The 15,901-nt window shown below is 70.5% G+C and carries 16 protein-coding genes and 1 pseudogene; 13 read left to right on the forward strand and 4 right to left on the reverse strand.

The annotated features are described in order from the left end of the window. Positions 1 to 17 precede the first annotated feature (17 nt). From CG723_RS17915 to CG723_RS17950, 8 genes and pseudogenes are all read left to right on the forward strand, one after another. Positions 18 to 1,673 carry an ABC transporter substrate-binding protein gene (locus CG723_RS17915; protein ID WP_100594437.1) on the forward strand — a complete coding sequence of 552 codons (1,656 nt, stop codon included), beginning with the start codon at positions 18 to 20 and terminating at the stop codon, positions 1,671 to 1,673. Then, a complete protein-coding gene (locus CG723_RS17920; protein WP_100594438.1) occupies positions 1,670 to 2,629 on the forward strand; it encodes an ABC transporter permease in 960 nt (319 codons plus the stop codon). The genes CG723_RS17915 and CG723_RS17920 overlap by 4 nt, the downstream gene beginning before the upstream one ends. After that, on the forward strand, positions 2,626 to 3,480 hold the full coding sequence (locus CG723_RS17925) for an ABC transporter permease (RefSeq protein WP_100594439.1): 855 nt from the start codon (positions 2,626 to 2,628) through the stop codon (positions 3,478 to 3,480). Before CG723_RS17920 ends, CG723_RS17925 begins: the two co-directional genes overlap by 4 nt. Next, the gene (locus CG723_RS17930) at positions 3,477 to 4,475 is read left to right on the forward strand and encodes an ABC transporter ATP-binding protein (protein WP_100594440.1); all 999 of its coding nucleotides are present in this window, start codon (positions 3,477 to 3,479) and stop codon (positions 4,473 to 4,475) included. Before CG723_RS17925 ends, CG723_RS17930 begins: the two co-directional genes overlap by 4 nt. Beyond that, on the forward strand, positions 4,468 to 5,265 hold the full coding sequence (locus tag CG723_RS17935) for an ABC transporter ATP-binding protein (protein WP_100594441.1): 798 nt from the start codon (positions 4,468 to 4,470) through the stop codon (positions 5,263 to 5,265). Before CG723_RS17930 ends, CG723_RS17935 begins: the two co-directional genes overlap by 8 nt. Positions 5,266 to 5,321: 56 nt before the next feature. Then, positions 5,322 to 6,479 (forward strand): agmatine deiminase family protein, encoded by a 1,158-nt coding sequence (locus CG723_RS17940; protein WP_100594442.1) that lies wholly within the window; start codon positions 5,322 to 5,324, stop codon positions 6,477 to 6,479. Between the two features lie 174 nt (positions 6,480 to 6,653). Next, complete coding sequence (locus tag CG723_RS17945; protein ID WP_100594443.1) at positions 6,654 to 7,751, forward strand: hypothetical protein; 1,098 nt, start codon at positions 6,654 to 6,656, stop codon at positions 7,749 to 7,751. Between the two features lie 53 nt (positions 7,752 to 7,804). After that, positions 7,805 to 8,737, forward strand: a pseudogene (locus tag CG723_RS17950) (endonuclease/exonuclease/phosphatase family protein); the annotation flags it as partial. 58 nt (positions 8,738 to 8,795) lie between these two features. Here the strand turns inward: CG723_RS17950 and CG723_RS17955 are convergent. After that, positions 8,796 to 9,092 (reverse strand): YciI family protein, encoded by a 297-nt coding sequence (locus CG723_RS17955; protein WP_100594445.1) that lies wholly within the window; start codon positions 9,090 to 9,092, stop codon positions 8,796 to 8,798. Positions 9,093 to 9,354: 262 nt separating this feature from the next. Here CG723_RS17955 and CG723_RS17960 point away from each other — a divergent pair, with 262 nt between their 5' ends. Continuing rightward, positions 9,355 to 9,696: a hypothetical protein gene (locus CG723_RS17960; RefSeq protein WP_159032473.1), complete on the forward strand. Its 342-nt coding sequence runs from the start codon at positions 9,355 to 9,357 to the stop codon at positions 9,694 to 9,696. Here the strand turns inward: CG723_RS17960 and CG723_RS17965 are convergent. Together CG723_RS17965 and CG723_RS17970 are read right to left on the reverse strand one after the other, a co-directional pair. Then, positions 9,638 to 10,678, reverse strand: a complete 1,041-nt coding sequence (locus CG723_RS17965; protein ID WP_234374367.1) for a cytochrome P450 — start codon at positions 10,676 to 10,678, stop codon at positions 9,638 to 9,640. The genes CG723_RS17960 and CG723_RS17965 overlap by 59 nt on opposite strands. 5 nt (positions 10,679 to 10,683) lie before the next feature. After that, positions 10,684 to 11,553, reverse strand: a complete 870-nt coding sequence (locus tag CG723_RS17970) for a patatin-like phospholipase family protein (protein WP_100594447.1) — start codon at positions 11,551 to 11,553, stop codon at positions 10,684 to 10,686. Positions 11,554 to 11,659: 106 nt separating this feature from the next. On the opposite strand from CG723_RS17970, the gene CG723_RS17975 reads away from it, so the two are divergent. The 3 genes from CG723_RS17975 to CG723_RS17985 all read left to right on the forward strand — a co-directional run bounded on the left by CG723_RS17975 (position 11,660) and on the right by CG723_RS17985 (position 14,187). Further along, positions 11,660 to 12,370 (forward strand): TetR/AcrR family transcriptional regulator, encoded by a 711-nt coding sequence (locus CG723_RS17975; protein ID WP_100594448.1) that lies wholly within the window; start codon positions 11,660 to 11,662, stop codon positions 12,368 to 12,370. A gap of 107 nt (positions 12,371 to 12,477) precedes the next feature. Then, positions 12,478 to 13,257 (forward strand): class I SAM-dependent methyltransferase, encoded by a 780-nt coding sequence (locus CG723_RS17980; protein WP_100594449.1) that lies wholly within the window; start codon positions 12,478 to 12,480, stop codon positions 13,255 to 13,257. Positions 13,258 to 13,371: 114 nt separating this feature from the next. Next, the gene (locus CG723_RS17985) at positions 13,372 to 14,187 is read left to right on the forward strand and encodes an SAM-dependent methyltransferase (RefSeq protein ID WP_100594450.1); all 816 of its coding nucleotides are present in this window, start codon (positions 13,372 to 13,374) and stop codon (positions 14,185 to 14,187) included. A 28-nt stretch (positions 14,188 to 14,215) separates the two neighbouring features. Here CG723_RS17985 and CG723_RS46235 read toward each other — a convergent pair whose 3' ends face one another. Continuing rightward, entirely contained in the window at positions 14,216 to 14,443 is a 228-nt protein-coding gene (locus CG723_RS46235) for a hypothetical protein (RefSeq protein WP_159032474.1), read from the reverse strand. A gap of 314 nt (positions 14,444 to 14,757) precedes the next feature. Here CG723_RS46235 and CG723_RS17990 point away from each other — a divergent pair, with 314 nt between their 5' ends. Then, positions 14,758 to 15,792 carry a D-alanyl-D-alanine carboxypeptidase family protein gene (locus CG723_RS17990; protein WP_324903508.1) on the forward strand — a complete coding sequence of 345 codons (1,035 nt, stop codon included), beginning with the start codon at positions 14,758 to 14,760 and terminating at the stop codon, positions 15,790 to 15,792. Positions 15,793 to 15,901: the final 109 nt, after the last annotated feature.

Consider the following 15,901-nt stretch of genomic DNA (forward strand, 5'->3'; position numbering starts at 1 on the left):
GGAGAGGAACCGCGCCGATGCACACCACACCACCCCGGCCGGGAAGACGCGGGGCCGGCCGTCCCGCCCTGCTGGCCGCTGCCCTGTCCGCCATCCTCCTGGTCCCCGCGTGTGCGGGACCGCCGGGCACCGGCGCCTCGGGCGCGGGCACCGACTTCCGGCTGTCCGCGAGCACGCCACGGGCGAAGGGCCGGATCGACTCGTTCACGTGGGCGCTGTACGCGGAGCCCCCGACGCTCGACTACATCTCGGCGTTCGACTACCCGCAGAACATGATCCTCTCCAATGTGTGCGAGAGCCTGATGCGGTGGACGCCCGACCTGAAACTGGCGCCGGGTCTGGCCAGGAAGGCGTCCAATCCCGACCCGCTGACCTGGGTGTACGACCTGCGCGACGGCGTGCGCTTCCACGACGGGCACGTCCTGACCGCCGACGACGTCCTCTTCAGCCTCGGGCGGCAGATGAACCCGCACAACGGGGCGGCGTGGGCGCAGGTCTTCGAGAACGTCGCCTCGCTCGACAAGACCGGCCCGCTCCAGGTCACCGTCAAACTGAAGCGGCCCGACTCGCAGTTCCCCCAGTACATGGCGACCGCCGCCGGAGTGGTGGCAAGCCGGTCCGGGGTCAGGGCCGCGGGCCGGGACTACGGCACCTCCGGTGGACTCGCCTGCTCGGGACCGTACGAGCTGGGCAAGTGGGACAAGGGCCAGTCGATCGAGCTGCGGCGCTTCGACCGCTACCGGGGAACGAAGGCCAAGTCCGCCAAAGCGGTGTTCCGCTTCCTCAGTGACTCCTCCGCGCGCACCAAGGCCATGCTCAGCGGCGAGGTGGACGGCGGATACCTCATCCCCACCGAGAGCTACGGCGCACTGCGCTCCTCAGGTGTCGGGACCCTCTACTTCGGTGAGGGGCTCAGCACGGTCAACGTCAATGTCACCAACATGCGCGGACCGCTCGGTGACGTCCGGGTCCGGCGCGCGCTGTCGCTGGCTCTGGACCGCCGGGGCTTCCTCAAGACCGGCCTGAGCGGTGCGGGAACCGTCACCAACTCCCTTACGACGAAAGCTGCTTGGGCCGCCGCCCCGGAGTCGGTACGCAAGGCCGCCTTCGACGGACTCCCGTCCGCCGAGCCGAACCTGAGCAAGGCGAAGAAGCTGATCAAGGAAGCCGGCGCCACCGGCAATACGCTCACCGTCGCCACCAGCTCGATCGGTCAGGACGTGTCGCTGCTCGCCACCGCCGTCCAGGCCGCGGGCAGCGAGATCGGGCTCGACATCAAGCTCAGGACCGTCGCTCCCAACGCCTTCACCGCGCTGTTCACGGACCCGCAGGCGCGCAAGGGCATCGACATGTTCCCCGAGACGTACTACGACTCGATCACCGATCCACTGGACCTGCTCAGCAACTTCCGGACGGGCGCTTACCAGAACTTCGCCGGCTACAGCGACCGCTCGTACGACCGCCTGGTCGACCGGGCCCGCGCCACGTACGACCCGGTCGAGCGCCTGACGACAGAGGCCGAGCTCCAGCGGAAGGCGGCCGGTCAGGTGCTGTGGATCCCGGTCGCCGAGTGGCCCACCGCCCTGTTCCTCAACAAGCGGATCACCGGCGCCCCCACCACCATCTCCTACTTGTACTCCCCGTGGGCCGCCGGCATCGGGGCCGCGCAATGAACTTCCTCAAATTCACGGTGCGGAGGCTGGCCGAGATGGCCGCCACCCTGCTCGGCGCCTCGTTCGTGATCTTCGGCGCGATGTATCTGGCGCCCGGCAGCCCGGCGAGCTTCCTCCTGTCCGGGCGGTCCGCCTCGCCGGACGCGCTGCGCGCGGTCAATGAGCAGTACCACCTCGACGACCCGTTCGCCGTGCGGTACTTCCGCTGGCTCGGCCAGCTGCTGCACGGCGACTTCGGCCGCTCGATCACCTACCGCACCGACGTGTCCCGGCTCCTGGCCGACCGGCTGCCGAGCACCCTGCTCCTGGTCACGATGGCCCTGGTCCTCGTCGTGGTCGTCGGCCTCGCTCTCGGCCGGCTCGGCGCGGTCCGCGGCGGCGCCACCGACGCCACGATCCTGGTCACCACCACCCTCGCCGTCGGCACTCCGTCGTTCGTCGCCGCGGTCGTGCTCCAGGGTGTGTTCGCGGTGCGGCTTCACTGGTTTCCCGCCGGCGGCACCGGCGAGGGGTTCGGCCAGTTGCTCTGGCATCTGACCCTCCCGGCCGTGGCCCTCTCGCTGTATCTGATCGGCATGCTGGCCCGCGTCACGCGCAGCGCCATGCTCGACGTCCTCGGCCAGGAGCACGTCACCGTGGCCCTCAGCCGTGGGGTCCCGAAGCGTCACGTCATCAGCAGGCATGTGTTCCGTAATGCGCTCGGCACCGTACTCACCACCGGCGGGCTGATCGTCTCCACCCTGCTGGTGTGCACCGTCCTCGTGGAGTCCGCGTTCGGTGTCGGAGGCATCGGCCAGCTCCTCGAACTGTCCATCACCACCAAGGACTTCCCCACCGTGCAGGCCATCTCCCTGACCATGGTCGGGCTGTTCATGGCGGTCAACCTCGTCGTCGACCTCGTCCACCCCCTGGTCGATCCGCGCATTTCCCTCGGCCCGGGGAGGTCCGCCGCATGAGTGTCGCCGTTCTGCGCCGCCCCGGCCTCGTCCGGCTCCGCGCCAACCGTCCGCTCCTCCACGTGCTCTGCCTCGGGTTCGTCTGCGTGGTCGTCCTGACGGCCCTGCTCGCCCCTTGGCTGGCCCCGGCCGACCCCAACGCGGCGGACCTCGGCAACGCGCTGGCGGGCACGTCCACCGCCCACCCCTTCGGCGTCGACGCCTCCGGCCGCGACACGCTGTCCCGCCTGGTCGTCGGCGCGCGGACCTCCCTGCTCGGCCCGCTCGGCGTGGTCGCCTTCTCGACCGTCGCCGGTGTCGCCGTCGGGATCGCCGCCGCCTGGCGGGGCGGCTGGCTCGACTCCGTGCTGTCGCGCGGCACCGAGCTGGTCTTCGCGTTCCCCGGAATGCTCCTGGCGATCCTGATCGTCTCCGTGTACGGCGAGGGCCTCTTCGCCCCGGTCGTCGCGCTCGCCGTCGCCTACCTCCCGTATGTCAGCCGGCTCACCCGTTCCCTGGCGCTGACCGAGCGTGCACGCCCGTACATCAGCGCCTGTTCGGTGCAGGGGCACTCCGGCCTCCAGGTCTGTCTGCGGCACGTCCTGCCCAACATCGCGCCCGTCGTCCTCGCCCAGTCCGCCATCAACTTCGGTTACGCGCTGATCGATCTGGCGGGTCTGTCCTTCCTCGGACTCGGGGTGCCCGCGCTGACGCCCGACTGGGGCCGGATGGTCTTCGACGGCCAGACCGCCGTCCAGCGGGGCTACCCCCTGTCGGCGTTCCTGCCGTGTGCCGCGATCGTGCTGACCGTCGTCGCGTTCAACGTGGTCGGCGAGCGCTGGGCCGACCAGGTCGCCAGGAGGGACCGATGAACGACACCCCACCCGTGCTCGACATCCAAGGGCTGCGGCTCCAGCTCCCGGACACCGCACGGCCGGTACTCGACGGCGTCGACCTCACCGTCGCCGCCGGGGAGACGGTCGCCCTCGTCGGCGAGTCCGGCTCCGGGAAGTCCCTCACCTCCCGCAGCGTCCTGGGCCTGCTGCCGCCAGGGGCCACGGCCGAAGGGACCGTACGGGTCTCGGGCGACGACGTCCTCACGATGACGCCCGCGCGGCTGCGCGAGCTGCGCACCGGCACGGCCGCCATGATCTTCCAGGACCCCCGCGCCGCCATCAACCCGCTGCGCCGGATCGGGGACTTCCTCACCGAGAGCCTGCGCCTCAACGCCGGAATGCGCGCCGAGGACGCAGCCCGGCGCGCCGTGGAGATGCTCGCCGCGGTCGGCCTCTCCTCCGACGCCCTGCGCCGCTATCCGGGCCAGCTCTCCGGCGGCATGCTCCAACGCGTCATGATCGCGGCCGCGTTGATGGGCGACCCGGCGCTCCTCCTCGCCGACGAGGCCACCACGGCACTCGATGTCACCACTCAGGCCGAGGTCGTCGGCCTCCTCGGTGACCTGCGCGAACGATTCGGCACCGGCCTGCTCTTCGTCACCCACGACCTCGGTCTCGCCGCGACCATCAGCGACCGGGTCTACGTGATGTACGCGGGACGGATCGCCGAGACCGGCCCCGCCGAAGCCCTCTTCGACAGGCCGAGGCACCCGTACACGGCCGCCCTCCTGGAGGCCACACCGCGCCTCGACGCACCCCAGGGGCGACTGGCCGCGATCGACGGTCAACCACCCGATCTGCGACAGGAGTTGACCGGCTGCCCGTTCGCGCCCCGGTGCGCGTACGCCACCGGCATCTGCCGGGACGAGGCTCCCGTCGACCGGCCGGCCGGCGACGACGACGGGCTGCTGCGGCATCGCGTCGCGTGCCACCACAGTGAACGGCTCGAAGGGAAGTCCGGCCATGAGTGAGACCGTCCTCCAGGTCACCGGAGTGAGCCGCTCCTACCGCAGCGTCCGGGCGGCGGACGACGTCTCGTTCACGCTCGGCGTGGGCGGATCGCTCGGCATCGTCGGCGAGTCCGGCTCGGGCAAGACGACGACCGCCCGCATCGTCGTGGGCCTGGAGCGCGCCGACGCGGGCGAGGTCCTGGTGCGCGGCGTTTCGCGAACGGTTCGGGCGCGGGGCCGGGCGGCCCGGCTTGCTCGGGCCCGCGAGGTCCAGATGGTGTTCCAGGACCCGTTCCTATCCCTCGATCCGAGAATCACCGTCGACGCGACGCTGCGCGAAACGCTGCGGCTCCACTTTCCCGACGGGGACCACTCGCACCGTCTCGGCGAACTCCTCGACCAGGTAGGGCTCGGCAGCCGGGCGGCCGGCGCCCTGCCCCGGCAGCTCTCCGGTGGACAGCGCCAGAGGGTGGCCATCGCGCGGGCACTCGCGGTCGAACCGGCCGTACTCGTACTCGACGAGGCCGTAGCAGCCCTGGACGTGTCGGTTCAGGCGCAGATCCTCAACCTGCTCGCCGACATCCGCGAACAGACCGGCATCGCCTACCTCTTCATCACGCACGACCTCGGCGTGGTGCGCTGCGTGACCGATGACGTGATCGTCATGCGCCAGGGCCGGATCGTCGAGTCGGGACCCACCCCCCAAGTCCTCGACGCTCCCCAACACGCCTACACGCGCCTGCTGTTGGAGTCGATTCCCCGCCCCGGATGGAACCCACAGGCCATCGCCCTGGCCCGCCGCGCTCTGTAGCCCGGGCCCCGAGACCACCGCCCAGAGATCCGTACACAACAGATCGGAGACCACAGATGAACGACCACCGCGCGCCTCAGAGCCTGTCCCACCGCCTGCTCGGCAGGAGGAACTTCCTCGCCGCGACAGGGCTGGCGGCGGCCGGCGCCGCCTGGACCGCGACCGGCGGCGGCAAGGCCCTCGCCACTCCGGTTCCGGCCTCCGGCACGGGCTTCGCCGTGCCGCTCGACACCGTCCCGCACACCCGGACGTGGATGGCGTGGCCCGACAGCACCGTCATCTGGGGCCGCAAGCTGGCCGGCGTCCAGGCGAACATCGCCCTTGTCGCGAAGACGATCGCCAAGTACGAACCGGTCACCATGTGCGCCAACTCCGCCGGCGTCTCGCAGGCCCGGAGCGCCTGCGGATCGGCCGTCACCGTGATCGGTTCCATCCCGGTCGACGACTGCTGGATACGTGACAGCGGGCCGGTCTTCCGCACCGACGGGGCCGGTGGCCTCGACGCCGTGGACCTGAACTTCAACGGCTGGGGCAACAAGCAGACCCACGCGAAGGACTCGCTGGTCGCCGGGCGCATCGCGGCCGAGGTCGGGGTGCAGCTCACCAGCGCCGACTTCGTCGGCGAGGGCGGCGCGGTGGAGACGGACGGCAACGGCACACTCATGGCCACCAAGAGCAGCCTCGTCAACAAGAACCGCAACCCGGGCATGACAACCGCGCAGATCGAGGCCGCGATGTGCGACGCCTTCGGGGCGTCGAAGGTGATCTGGTTCAACGGAGTGACCGGGCGGGACATCACCGACGACCACGTGGACGCCACCTCCCGCTTCCTCGCCGCGGGTGACGGCCTCGTCCAGATACCTCTGGCCACCGACACCGACCCGTGGTCGAAGGACGCCCGTCAGCAGTACCAGCTCCTCTCCACGTCCACCGACGCCGACGGCACGCCGATCGCGGTCACCAAGCTGCAGGGCCCGGACTACTCCCGCATCCGGTCGAGCGACCCCAACTTCGTTGCGGCGTACGCCAATTACTACGTGTGTAACGGTGCGGTGATCTCGGCCCAGTTCGGTGACACCCGTGCGGACGCAGGGGCCAAGGCGCTCCTCCAGCGGCTGTTCCCGGGCCGTACCGTCGAGCAGCTCAACATCGACAGCCTCGGCGCGGGCGGCGGCGGCATCCACTGCGTCACACAGCAGCAGCCACGCCCGTAGCGACCTGGTTCCGGTGCCGGGCTACCCCCGGCACCGGGCCCTTGAGGCACCCGACCCCGCCTGCTCACGGTTTAAGATCAGCGACGCCGAGGCGGCAACCATGCCATCGGCCGACTCGACGCGGTGAAGGTGGAGCACCGCGTCAGGTACCGCGGAAGGGGCAGGGAGCACATCGTGAGCAAGGGTGGGGCGTCCATATCGGACGAGGAGTGGGAGCGTTTCCAGAGGGAGGCCGAGGCCGGGACCCAGGGCGCGCCCGAGGAACCGTCGGCCCGGGCCCGGATGGTGACGCGACGGCTGCGGGAGGAGACCCACCGGCCCGCGGGATGGCGGACGCACGAACCGGCCCGGCAGCGGCGGGGCAAGGGCTGGTACGTGGTCGGTCTGCTCGTCGCCGCGGGCATGCTGTTCGTGGCGCTGGATCCCGGGCGCGTGACCGATTGGTTCGGCGGTGTCGGCGGCGGCGACACCCCGCTCGCCGCGGAGTCGGAACGTCCCGGCCAGCCGCCCGCGACGGAGTCGGCTGCCCAACAGCCCACCCTCCAGCAGCCGTTCAGGGGATCGCCCGCGGCGCAGTGGGGTGACGGAACGGCGGGGATCACCGTCCCCGAGGCCCGGGCGACCGGCTGGATGAGCAAGGCGCAGGTCTCGCAGGCGCTCGACAAGTCCCGCGACTTTCTTGCCGCGTCCAATCTGGATTCCGGTGTGCTTCTCGGACGGCCGCCCGAGAAGGCGATCGCGTTGATCAATCCGGACCAGAGGGACGTCCAGGACTACCTGGCGACCGCGTTCCGCGCGCCGAGCCAGGACGACGATCCTCTGCTGCTGTTCAGTCGTTTCGCGACGGAGAAGGTGCGTCTCGTCGGGGACGTGGTCAAGACGCGCGGGCGGATCACCTACCGGGAGGGCGAGCGCGGTGCGGTCGAGGTGACCACCGACGTCACGTACGTCTATCCGGTCGCGCACGCCGCGGAGGGAAGGGACGAGGTCGCGCGCACGATCGTGCGCCGCGAGGTGGTGATGAGCTGGGACGACCCGGCGAAGGTGATCACCGAGCCGGGGACGTTCTCCCTCGTCTCCTACAAGTCGGACACCGCCAACGGCGGCTGTGACAACGACACCGGTTTCTACGTCCCGGAGTTCCCCTCCGCGCGCGCGGTATCCGGCCCGGGATCCGGCCCCGAGGTCGACCCGTACGACCGGAGCACGTCGATGGAGGCGCGCATGCAGGGCGCCGACGATGCGGAGTGCGGGACCGCGACACGGTCGTGAGTGGTGCGGGGGAACAGGGTGAGCGGTGCGGGGAAGCAGTTGGGACGCCCAGGGTGAAGTGGGATCGTTCCGCCTGGGCACGGGGGCGTGTGCTCGCTGCGCTTGCCGTGGTGACGGCCGGACCGTTGGCGTTCCACCGGGCCGTGCCCAACTCCGTGGGGCACCTGGGCAGTCTGCTGGAGCAGTTCCTGCCCTGGCTCGGCCTGGTGGTCGTGGTGCTGCTCCTCCTGGCGCTGGTGCGCCGTTCGGCCGCCGCGCTGGTGGCCCTGCTCCTGCCCGTGGCGGCATGGACGTACCTCTGCGGCGGGCTGCTGTTGCCGGGGAAGACACCTGGCGCACACGACCTGGTCGTGGCGCAGCACAACGTCAGTGACGTGAACACCGACCCGGCGGGAACAGCCCGCGCCCTGGCCGACGCCGGGCCCGACCTCATCGCGCTGGAGGAGCTGCTCCCGGTGGCCCGGCCGGTCTATGACAAGACGCTGGCCCCGCGGTACCCGTACCACGCGGTCCGGGGCACGGTCGGACTCTGGTCGAAGCATCCACTGACCGACGTTTGGATGGTGGACATCAAACCCCTTGGGATTACGCGGAGTTGGGAGCGTGGGCTGCGCGCCGTGGTCCACGCGCCGCGCGGCGAGATCGCCGTGTACGTCGCGCATCTGCCCTCGGTCCGCGTCGGGGCGGGCGGCCTCGGCTCCACGTGGCGCGACGAAAGTGCCCGCATGCTGGGACAGGCCGTCGCTGCCGAGAAGGTGAAGCCGGTGATCCTGCTGGGCGACCTCAACAGCACGGTCGACGACCGCGGGTTGGCCCCGCTGACCTCACGCATGAACACGGCGGAGCGCGGATTCGCGTTCAGCTTCCCCGCCGCCTTCCCGGTGGCACGGATCGACCAGGTGATGGCCCGCTCGGCGACGGTCACCCAGATCCGTACGCTGCCCGAAACCGGCAGCGACCATCTGCCCGTGGCCGCCCGGATCGCACTGGGCCCGGGAGTGTCGCCCAGCCGCCACCCCAGGTCGATGGCGGCCACGCACGACGTCAGGACAGCTGGTCGGCGAGCGGTCCGAGTACCGGCTTCCACTCCTGGACCGAGACATCGCTGACGAGTCCCTGCACGCGGAACGGGTCCTTGCCCGTGGCCGCCAGCGCCGCCTGCTTGTCGGCGGCGCGGAACAGGAGCAGCGCGCCGGGCACCTCCCCGGCGACGATGGGGCCCGAGGCGAGGTTGATCCCCTGCTCGACGAGCGTGCCGAGGAACTCCCGGTGGGCGGGGTGGAGCTCGCCGCGGGCCGCGGAGTCGTCGGTGTAGGTGTAGGTCACAGCGTAGATGGGCATCGGGGCGTTCTCTCCTGTGATTCTGGGGTGAGCCGGGGTCAGTACGGGTCCGAGGTAGGTCTGAGGTCTGAGCCCTCAGGTCAGGTCTGAGTCCGAGGTAGGTCGGGGCGATCGCTGTGCGATTATGCTGCCCGGTCTGTCGAAGAGATCAGTATCCCGTCCGTGGAGCCCGCATCCAGGGCGAGCCACGCCGGTGGGACGGCTTGGGGGGATTGCGGTGCGGGGACGGCTGGGTGGATCTCATTCCGGACGGGTGGCGGCTGTGACAGCGGCAGCCATGGTGGCGCTCTGCTTGGGCCTGTCCGGCGGATGCTCGTTCGGCGACAGCACGGATCCCAAAAAGGCGGCGGCCCAACAGCAGCGATTCTGCGCCCAGTTCGGCCAGTGGCAGCAGGACGACGCCACGCATGACGTCGACTCCGTATCGGCTCAGATGGTTGTCGACTCGGCGAAGGTACTGGATCGGGAGCACCTGGACACGGAGGGCAGTCACATCCTGCGTGACACCGAGGAGGCCGTGGTCCACCACATTCACTACAGCGCAGTCAGGGTGACCGCCTACTGCGACCGGGCTGGTTTCGAAATGCTGGTGGCCTCGCCCTAGGGCCGCTGACACGTCGGGGGGGGACCGCTTCCTCCGCCCGGGTCACGCGAGGCTCTCCCGGAAGCCCCGAGCGCGTTCCGCTTCGCCGCCGAACCACTCGACATCGCCGGAGCGCGCATCCCCGCGGGCGTGCGTGCACGGGTGAGTTGTAGCGGAGCGATTCATCGATGGCCGCACCCGTCAGCTCAGGTTCGGCTCTGAGGAGGTCGAGCTGGTCCGGGTGGGTGAGCAGGGCGTGGAGCGTGCCGGAGATGAGATTGACGGTGCTCTCGTGGCCCGCGACAAGGAGCAGGAAGGCCATGCCGAGCAGTTCTTCGGTGGCCGGCGGGGCGTCAACGGCCGCGGCGTCGGTGGCGGCGAGGACGCTGAGCAGACCGGAGTCCGGTGTACGGCGCTTGTGGTCGATCAACTCGGCCAGATACACGGTCAGTTCGGTGGCGGCTGTGACCGCCTGCTCGGGGTTCGCCGGCATGACCAGCGCGTTGGACCAGGCGTGGAACACGGTGCGGTCGGACGCCGGGATGCCCAGGAGGTCGCAGATCACGGTGACCGGCAGCGGCAGTGCGTAGGCGCTGACCAGGTCGGCGGTCCCGTGGCGCGGGAGTTCGGCCAGCAGGTCGGTGGCCATGGCTTCGATCCGCGGGCGCAGGGCGGTGATGCGACCCGGAGTGAAGTGGCCCGCGACCAGGCGGCGGAGGCGGGTGTGCTGGGGTGGATCGGTCTGGAGCATGTTGCGCCCGATGGAGTGTCCCCCGTCGTCGCGCCAGGAGGCCGAGTGCCGGATGTCGTTGCGCAGGCGCGGATCGGTCAACGCGGCGCGCGCCGCGTCACGCGTGACGACCAGCCACGCCTCGCCGCTCCCCGGGACGAGGACACGGTGCACGGGACCCTTGGCCCGTAGGGCCGCGTATACGGGGAAGGGGTCTGCGGCCGTGTCGTGGCCTTCCGGGGCATGGTCGGCGAGGGTAGGCGGCTGCTGCATCCTCGTCATCCCTTCCACAGACGGGCCACCGTTTCCGCGAGCACCGTGGCCTGGGCATGGCCGGCGCGGGCGGCGGCGGGCCTGCGCGTATCGGCGGTCATGTCGCGTCCCATGGCGCGACGGGCGGCACGGTCCGGGGACACCAACACGATGTCGGCTCCCGCGGCCGCGAGTTCGGCCGCCTGCTGCTTGGCGCTCGGGTGCGGGCCCGGCGCGGTGGCCAACGGAGCGACGACCAGGACCCGCCGGTAGCCACTCGCCAGATGGATGTTGGCCGTGGCGCGGCTGCCACCGTCGATCCAGCGGCGCCCGGCCGCCGACGCCGGTGGCCAGACAACGGGGACAGCACAACTCGCCGCGACCGCTTCCGCGAGCGTGACCTGTCCGGTGGCATCGAACGTCCCAAGTGAACCGGTGTGCGCGTCGATTGCCGTGATCCGCAGGTCGGTGTTCGCGGGCCAGTCGGTGGCATCCCGCAGCAGGGCCGCGATGGTGCGGCGGACGTCTGATTCGGGTGCTGTCCGAGCGGCGAGCGCGGCTCGCCCAAGCCGCCGTACGGACCGCTGCGAGTCACGGGAGCCCAGTGCCGCCCAGAGAAATCGCAGGGTCTGGGTGGTGGTGACCGGCAGGTCGATCTGATCGGCTCGGGCCAACTGCCGCTCGTACAACTCTCGAGCGGATTCGCCACAGGCCATACGGGCACCGAAGATCGCGCCCGCCGACGTGCCGATGACCAGGTCGGCACGCAGGAGGTCGATCCCCGCGTCGGCGAGCCCGGCCAGCACGCCTGCCGTCCAGGCGCCGCCCACGGGTCCGCCACCGCCGAGGACCAGCGCCGTGCCGCCCCCGTCGCTCTTGTCGCCCCTGTCGCTCATGCCGCAACCCCCTCGATGCCGCAAATGGGGAGTGCTCCCCATTTCTCGCTTCGACGATAGCATCGGTACCGGGGAGCACTCCCCGGTACCGTGAAGGGCGATGAGAATGACAGACAGAACGGACCACCCGAACGGGACCGCGGACACCGGCAGCGGCAGCGGCAGCGGTGCGGGCGCAGGCGCACCCGTCCGCCGCCGAGACGCCCGGCGCAACAGGGACCTTCTGATCGATGCCGCCCACGAGGTGTTCACCGAACAGGGCCTGAGCGCGCCGCTGGACGTGATCGCCCGTCGCGCGGGCGTGGGAAACGCCACCCTGTACCGGCACTTTCCCCACCGCGCCGCACTCGTCGACGCGGTCTTCCGCGACCAGCTGACCGGCACGATGGACGCCGGCGAACGCGCCCGGTCCACCGACGACGCCTGGACGGGGCTGACCGGCTACCTCCAGGCCGTCTTCACCGTCCTGGCCACCGACCGCGGCACGAACGACCTCATGACGACCCACCTGGAGGGCGTCGAGTCGCTGGAGGCCGTACACGCCCACAACCACCGCACCGTGGAACTCCTCCTCGAACGCGGTCGCGACCAGGGCACCGTCCGTCCCGATGTCACCACCGAGGACGTCCTGTTCGCCCTCGCCGCGCTCGGCCGCGCGGTCCCCGTGCTCACCACAGCGACCACTGCCGACGCCTGGCACCGCCCCCTCGCGCTCCTCTGCGACAGCCTCCGCGCCGCACCGCCGTCGCCTCCACTCCCCTCCCCCGCACTCACTCCCGCGCAACTCAACGACACGTTGCGCCACTTCAACCGCTGACGGCTGGAGCCGTCCGCCGAGGGTGTCCGCGAAGGCGCCGCGCGTCCGCCGCCGCCGCGAGTCCAAAAGGGGGCACACGGACAGCGCGGCACAGTTACGGTCACCATGTGGAACAGAACGAACGGCTCCTGCACAGCTCGTCGTTCGGTGCGGCGGCACCCGCATACGCCGAGCACCGCCCGGACTACGCGCAGGCCGCGGTGCGTTGGGCGCTCGAGCCCGCGCCGGGCCTCCGAGTGCTCGACCTCGGCGCCGGAACGGGCAAGCTGACCGCCGCGCTGGTCGCGCTGGGCGCCGAGGTCATCGCGGTCGAACCCGACCCGGCGATGCTGACCGAGTTGGGCCGCGCGCTGCCGGCTGTCCGCGCCTTGCCGGGTAGTGCTGAGGCGGTACCGCTGCCTGACGCGTCCGTCGATGCCGTCGTGGCCGGCAACGCCATGCACTGGTTCGACATGGACGTCGCGGGACCCGAGATTGCCAGAGTCCTCGCACCCGGTGGCGTGCTGGCCGGCTTGTGGAACGTATTCGACAACCAGGTCGACTGGGTTGCCCAACTTGAGCGCGTCAGTGGGAGCGCGGCCATCGGGCCGCGGGACACACGCAGCAGTTGGCGCGCCGAGACGGCCGGCGCACACCTTCCAAGGGCCGGCCTGGTCGCCCGGTTCGGCTCCCCTGAGCAGACCGAGTTCCCGCACGGGCAGCGCCGGACCGCCGACTCCCTCGTCGCGACGTTCGCGACCAAGGCGGGAGTGCTCGTCATGCCGGAACGGGAACGGGAGGCCACGCTCGACCCGATCCGCGCATTCCTTACGAGCAGACAGGAGACCGCCCACGGCGAGTTCACCCTCCCGATGCTGACCGGCGTGCTGCGCGTCCGGCGACTGTGAGTGTCATCAGCTCTCGTGACCGATCGCGTGAACTGGTGTGCGTGCCACGATTGTTGGGACGTAAGTTATGCCGTGGAAGCAGTTCACGCCTCGGTTGGAAGACGGACGGTACCCATGACGGACGACGCGACGACGCCCGGAGCTGCGGCTCACCAGAAGATCGACACGTCGGTTCCGCATTCGGCCCGGATCTGGAACTACTGGCTGGGCGGAAAGGACAACTACCCGGTCGACGAGGAGGCGGGCGACGCGTACAGCGCCGTGTTCCCCGGGATCTCCACCATCGCCCGAAGCAGCCGCGCGTTCCTCCGCCGCAACATCTCGTACCTGGTCACCGAGGCCGGCATCCGCCAGTTCCTGGACGTCGGGACCGGCCTGCCGACCGGGGACAACACCCACGAAGTCGCCCAGCGGCTCGCCCCCGAGACCAAGATCGTGTACGTCGACCACGACCCGATGGTCCTCGCGCACGCCCGCGCGCTCCTCACCTCGACCCCCGAGGGTGCGACCGCCTACGTCGACGCGAACCTGTCCGACCCCGACCGCATCCTCGCTGCGGCCGCCGAAACGCTGGACTTCACCCGCCCGACGGCCCTGATCCTCAGTAACATCCTCGGCCACATGGGCGACTACGAGCAGGCGCGGACCATCGTCAAGCGGCTGATGGACGGACTGCCGTCGGGCAGCTACCTCTCCATCAACGACGGGTCGCGCGGCTTCGACGCCGGCTTCGAGGCGGCCCAGGACGGTTACAACAGCTCCGGCGCCGTCCCTTACTTCCTGCGCCCGGTCGACGAGATCACGGCGTTCTTCGACGGCCTCGAACTCCTGGAACCCGGCGTGGTCTCGGTGCCGTTCTGGCGCCCCGAGTCGACCTCTCCGGCCCCTGACCTCGTCGCCGAACACGGCGGCCTCGCCCGCAAGCCGTAAGCACGTCCGGGAGCCGAGGCAGATCGGTCTACGCGTCCGGGTGGTCCTGCCGCGACCACGGGCCGGCGCCGAGTCGGCGCCGGCCGGAGTCCGTGAGGTCCGCGTCGTCGGCGAGGTCCGGGTCGGGGAAGGGATCGAGTGGTGGCGGGGCAGCGCCTGCTCGCTCCGCAGCCGTGCGGCCTCGTGCGGCGCGCGCAGGCTCGGAGGCCTGGTCGCGGCTCGGTCCGGTGCCCAAAGGGCGGCGGGAATGACTCACGTGGGAAAGTCTCGCAGGTCGCCGAGGCATGTTGCACAACACCCTCGGGACTGCGCTCTCATGACACGCCGACGGTCTCCGTGCTGGGAGGCCGAGGCGGGAACCACTCGATGTCACATGGAGCCTTCCGGCCCCCGCCGGATGGCGTAAGTGCGATGGCAGCAGGGGAGCAACGATCCTAAGTTGCCGCCATGGCACGATTCGTAGGCTTTTACCCCTGTATTACCAAGTCAGTTGTCGCCTCCGTCGCCTGTGCGGCGATCGTGGTCGGCCCGGTCGGCGGCGTTGCGACCGCGGTGCCACGCTCCGATGGCGTGAGCAGTCAGATCCAGACCGCGCCGGGAACGCCGGACGCGCCGGAGCTGTCGGCCCTGTCCTGGACGGTGACCGACGTCGGTACCGGCAAGCTGCTGGCCGCCAAGGCGCCGCACCTTCGCCTGCCGCCGGCCAGCACCCTCAAGACGCTGTTCGCGTTGGCTCTGTTGCCGAAGTTGCCCGCTGCCACCGAGCACACGGCCGTCACCGCCGACATCGCCGACGTGGCTCCCGGCAGCAGTCTCGTCGGCGTGCACGAAGGAACCAGCTACACCGTCGGCGACCTCTGGCGCGGTGTGTTCCTCAGCTCCGGCAACGACGCGGTGCACACGCTCGCCAGACTGAACGGCGGACTGGATCTCACACTCGCTCAGATGCAGGCCACCGCGAACCGGCTCGGCGCGCACGACACCTCGGTGCGCACGCCCGACGGCTTCGACACCCCGGGGCAGTACTCATCCGCGTACGACCTGTCGCTGTTCGCGAAGGCGGGGTTGCAGAACCCGGACTTCCGTCGTTACTGCTCCACGAAGTCGGCCCAGTTCCCGGCCGTGGGCGGCCCCGACTCCTTCGGCATCCAGAACACCAACCGTCTCCTGGTGGGATCCCACGGCGTGGAGCCCTATCCGGGGCTGATCGGCGTGAAGAACGGATACACGTCCGAGGCCGGCAACACGCTTGTCGCCGCCGCGACCCAAGACAACCGCACGATCCTGGTCACCGTCATGAACCCGCAGGACACGTCTTCCAACGCCGTCTATGAAGAGAGCCGCGAACTCCTGGACTGGGGTTTCGAGGCCGCTCCAGGCGCCGTGAGGGCGAGTCTGGAGCGAGGGCCGGCCTCGCACACTCCTTCACATCGCCCGGAGCCGGCCCATCACGGTGCCGTCGCCGCGCAGGCTTCCACCACGTCCAAGGCCGCGTCGTCCGGCCTCACCCGTCACCTGGGAGCGGCCGTCGCCCTCCTCGGTCTGGCCTGCGTGCCCTTCGTCCTCAAGGCTGTCCGGCGCAGGCGCAGGCGCTCCACCAGGTGACGGCCCGCGCGCACCGGGGCCCGGCGCCGGACAGGCGCCCCTCCGCGATTCCGCGCAGAATGAGAACGTGGCCACGCCCAGCGCAGCCGTGAATCGGCGCGCCCACGGT

This window comes from Streptomyces sp. CB01635, assembly GCF_002803065.1.
In the GTDB taxonomy this organism is placed as follows: Bacteria; Actinomycetota; Actinomycetes; order Streptomycetales; family Streptomycetaceae; genus Streptomyces.

Excerpts from the sequence above, each read along its gene's own strand:
- CG723_RS17975 (WP_100594448.1), top strand. The coding sequence starts at position 11,660 with ATGACAGACAGAACGGACCACCCGAACGGGACCGCGGACACCGGCAGC.
- CG723_RS17970 (WP_100594447.1), bottom strand. The coding sequence starts at position 11,553 with ATGAGCGACAGGGGCGACAAGAGCGACGGGGGCGGCACGGCGCTGGTC.
- CG723_RS17935 (WP_100594441.1), top strand. The coding sequence starts at position 4,468 with ATGAGTGAGACCGTCCTCCAGGTCACCGGAGTGAGCCGCTCCTACCGC.
- CG723_RS17915 (WP_100594437.1), top strand. The coding sequence starts at position 18 with ATGCACACCACACCACCCCGGCCGGGAAGACGCGGGGCCGGCCGTCCC.
- CG723_RS17930 (WP_100594440.1), top strand. The coding sequence starts at position 3,477 with ATGAACGACACCCCACCCGTGCTCGACATCCAAGGGCTGCGGCTCCAG.
- CG723_RS17925 (WP_100594439.1), top strand. The coding sequence starts at position 2,626 with ATGAGTGTCGCCGTTCTGCGCCGCCCCGGCCTCGTCCGGCTCCGCGCC.
- CG723_RS17985 (WP_100594450.1), top strand. The coding sequence starts at position 13,372 with ATGACGGACGACGCGACGACGCCCGGAGCTGCGGCTCACCAGAAGATC.
- CG723_RS17920 (WP_100594438.1), top strand. The coding sequence starts at position 1,670 with ATGAACTTCCTCAAATTCACGGTGCGGAGGCTGGCCGAGATGGCCGCC.
- CG723_RS17955 (WP_100594445.1), bottom strand. The coding sequence starts at position 9,092 with ATGCCCATCTACGCTGTGACCTACACCTACACCGACGACTCCGCGGCC.
- CG723_RS17940 (WP_100594442.1), top strand. The coding sequence starts at position 5,322 with ATGAACGACCACCGCGCGCCTCAGAGCCTGTCCCACCGCCTGCTCGGC.
- CG723_RS17965 (WP_234374367.1), bottom strand. The coding sequence starts at position 10,678 with ATGCAGCAGCCGCCTACCCTCGCCGACCATGCCCCGGAAGGCCACGAC.